Raw genomic sequence first — 2871 nt, 5'->3', positions numbered from 1 at the left:
CGACGCGCTCCTCGAATTATGGACCGCGCCGCCACCGGCCGGTCGAGCTACCTCTCTGCGGCGGATCTCGCAGGCGTCGAAGATCCGGGAGCGGCCGGGGTTGCGTTGGCGTTCGAGGCGTTGGCGGCAGCTGGTTGAACGGCGCTGGTGGGCCCGCAAGTCTTTCGACCGCGATCCCTCAACCGTCGTTGAGGCCTTTCGACAGTTCCGGAAGCGTCAGGGCATTCGCGAACACCGCGCCTGCGCGAGCGTTGCAGCTTCTGAAGCTGGAGAGCGGCCACCGTGCGAACCTGCCTGATCCTCGACGATTACCAGGACGCGGCGCTCGGCCTCGCCGACTGGGCGCGCCTGGCCGATCGCGTCGCCGTTTCGACCATCACCGATCACATCGCGGATCGGGGCGCCCTCGTGTCCAGGATCGACCAAGCCGAGATCCTGGTGATCATGCGCGAGCGCACGCCGTTTCCGGCGGATCTGTTGGAGCGGTTGCCCCGGCTGAAGCTGCTGGTCACCAGCGGCATGCGCAACCTCGCGATCGACGTTGCGGCGGCGCGGTCCCGGGGCATCACGGTGTGCGGCACCGAATCGAGCCCAACGCCGCCGACCGAGCTGACCTGGGCGCTGATCCTGGGCCTCGCCCGCCACCTTGCGGTCGAGAACCGGAATCTTCGGGACGGCGGCCCGTGGCAGAGCACGATCGGGACCGATCTGGCCGAGGCGACGCTCGGTATCCTGGGGCTGGGCAAGATCGGTGCGCGCGTCGCCGAGATCGGCCGCGCCTTCGGCATGCGGGTGATCGCCTGGAGCCCGAACCTCGACGAGGCCCGGGCCGCCTCCGCCGGGGTCGAGCGTGCGCAGTCCAAGGACGCCCTGCTCGAGGCAAGCGACGTGGTCACCATCCATCTGGTGCTCGGGGAGCGCACCCGGGGCCTCCTGGGCGAGGCCGAGCTGCGCCGGATGCGACCGGGCGCGATCCTGGTGAACACGTCGCGCGCGCCGATCGTCGATCAGGCGGCCCTGGTCCGGGCCCTGGAGGAGAGGTGGATCGGGGGAGCCGGGATCGACGTGTTCGAGACCGAGCCGCTGCCGGCCGACAGTCCGTTCCGGCACCTCCCGAATGTCCTGGCGCTGCCGCATGTCGGCTACGTCACGCGCAACAACTACCGGACGTTCTTCACCCAGGCGGTGGAGGATATCGAGGCGTGGCTCGCCGGCTCGCCGATCCGGCAACTGGGGTGAGGCTAGTCGGCCCTGGGGTCGACCGCATCGGCCAGGCCGTCGCCGAGCAGCGTCAGGGCCACCAGTGTCGTGATCAGGAAGGCGGCTGGGCCGGCCAGCATGTGGGGTGCCGACTCGATCGCCCGGGCGCCCTCGGCGATCAGCACCCCCCAACTCGTCTGCGGCTCCTGAACGCCCAGCCCGAGGAACGAGAGAAAGCTCTCCAGCAGGATCACCTGCGGCACCAGCAGGGTCGCCGCCACGGCCACCGGCCCGAACGTGTTCGGCACGATGTGGCGGAAGATGATCCGCGGCGTGCCGAGACCGAGGGCGCGGGCGGCGCGGACGAAGTCGCGCTCGCGCAGCGATAGGGTCTGCGCCCGGACGATCCGGGCCATGTCGAGCCATTCCACCGCGCCGATGGCCCCCAGCATCAGCGTCAGGCTCGCCCGGAAGAACACCAGCAGGAGGATGACGAAGAACACGAACGGCAGGGCGTAGAGCACGTCCACCAGCCGCATCATCACGGCGTCGACGGCGCCGCCGACGAAGCCGGCCGTCGCGCCGTAGCCGACGCCGATGAGCAGCGCGACCAGGGTGGCGGTGAGGCCGATCAGGATGGAGACCCGGCCGGCGACGAGGCAGCGGGTGAGCAGGTCGCGGCCATGCACGTCGGTGCCGAGGGGGAAGTACAGGCGCCGTACCGGCACGCGCACGACCAGACGCGTCCCATCCTGCGAGCCGTCGACGACCCGCGGCTCGCCGAACAGGTCGGAGCGCGGCAGGTAGACGAGGCTGCGCCGGTCGAATGCGCCCGCGGAACCCAGCGTCAAGGCGACGCCGTCGCCGTCGCGCTCCACGTCGTCGAGGCGGGCCCGCATCCGGAAGGCGAGGCGTTCGAGGGCCGGGCGCAGATGCTCGGAATCCGGCTGCGCCGTCATGCCTGCCGGAAGCTGGCGCAGGTCCGGATAGGCACGGACCGGATCGTGCCCGGTCAGCGCCGGCCCGAACAGGCAGGCCAGCGCGATCAGGGCGAGCGCGGCCAGGGCGGCCATCGCCACCCGTTCGCGGCCGAGCCGGAACAGCGTGCGCGCCGCCGGACCGGTGGTGATGCCGCCGCCGCTCATGCGATCCGCCTCAGGCGCGGATCGAGCCAGGCGCAGGCGAGGTCGGCGATCAGGTTCAGGGCGATCACCAGTACCGCAACCACCAGGACGGTGCCCATCACCAGCGTATAGTCGCGGTTGAGCGCCCCCTCCACGAAGTAACGGCCGATGCCGGGCAGGCCGAAGATCGTCTCGACCACCACGGATCCGGTGAGCAGGGCGGCCGCCAGCGGGGCCAGGTAGGCGACCACCGGCAGGAGCGCGCCGCGCAGCGCGTGCCGGGTGACGCGAACGGGCGGCAGCCCGAGGCTTCGCATGGTCCGCACCGGCTGGGTTCGCAGGACCTCGCCGAGCGAGGCGCGGGTCAGGCGTGCCAGCGCGCCCACCTGCGGCAGCGCCAGGGTCACCACCGGCAGGATCAGGTGGCTCGGCGCGCCGCCCTCCCAGCCGCTCAGCGGCAGCCAGCGCAAGGTCAGCCCGAAGACGATCTGCAGGAGCGGCGCCACCACGAAGCTCGGCAGCGACAGGGACAGCGCCGCGCCGAGGC

4 protein-coding genes are annotated in these 2871 nt (G+C 71.5%); 2 read left to right on the top strand and 2 right to left on the bottom strand.

Going from position 1 to position 2871, the window contains the following annotated elements; genetic code table 11:
* Together FV228_RS25620 and FV228_RS25615 are read left to right on the top strand one after the other, a co-directional pair.
* Positions 1 to 138: DAK2 domain-containing protein (locus FV228_RS25620; protein WP_147857116.1), on the top strand; the 138-nt coding region annotated here is incomplete at its 5' end.
* A gap of 144 nt (positions 139 to 282) precedes the next feature.
* Complete coding sequence (locus tag FV228_RS25615; RefSeq protein WP_187277906.1) at positions 283 to 1239, top strand: D-2-hydroxyacid dehydrogenase family protein; 957 nt, start codon at positions 283 to 285, stop codon at positions 1237 to 1239.
* Between the two features lie 2 nt (positions 1240 to 1241).
* Here FV228_RS25615 and FV228_RS25610 read toward each other — a convergent pair whose 3' ends face one another.
* Both FV228_RS25610 and FV228_RS25605 read right to left on the bottom strand, forming a co-directional pair.
* Positions 1242 to 2345 (bottom strand): ABC transporter permease, encoded by a 1104-nt coding sequence (locus tag FV228_RS25610; RefSeq protein WP_147857115.1) that lies wholly within the window; start codon positions 2343 to 2345, stop codon positions 1242 to 1244.
* Positions 2342 to 2871 (bottom strand): ABC transporter permease subunit (locus FV228_RS25605; protein WP_147857114.1); only part of this gene is annotated, 530 nt, incomplete at its 5' end. The genes FV228_RS25605 and FV228_RS25610, both read right to left, overlap by 4 nt.

This window comes from Methylobacterium sp. WL18 (assembly GCF_008040015.1).
Classification (GTDB): domain Bacteria; phylum Pseudomonadota; class Alphaproteobacteria; order Rhizobiales; family Beijerinckiaceae; genus Methylobacterium; species Methylobacterium mesophilicum.
The sequence above is the reverse complement of the archived record's forward strand: the minus strand, read 5'-3'. Positions and strand labels throughout refer to the sequence as shown.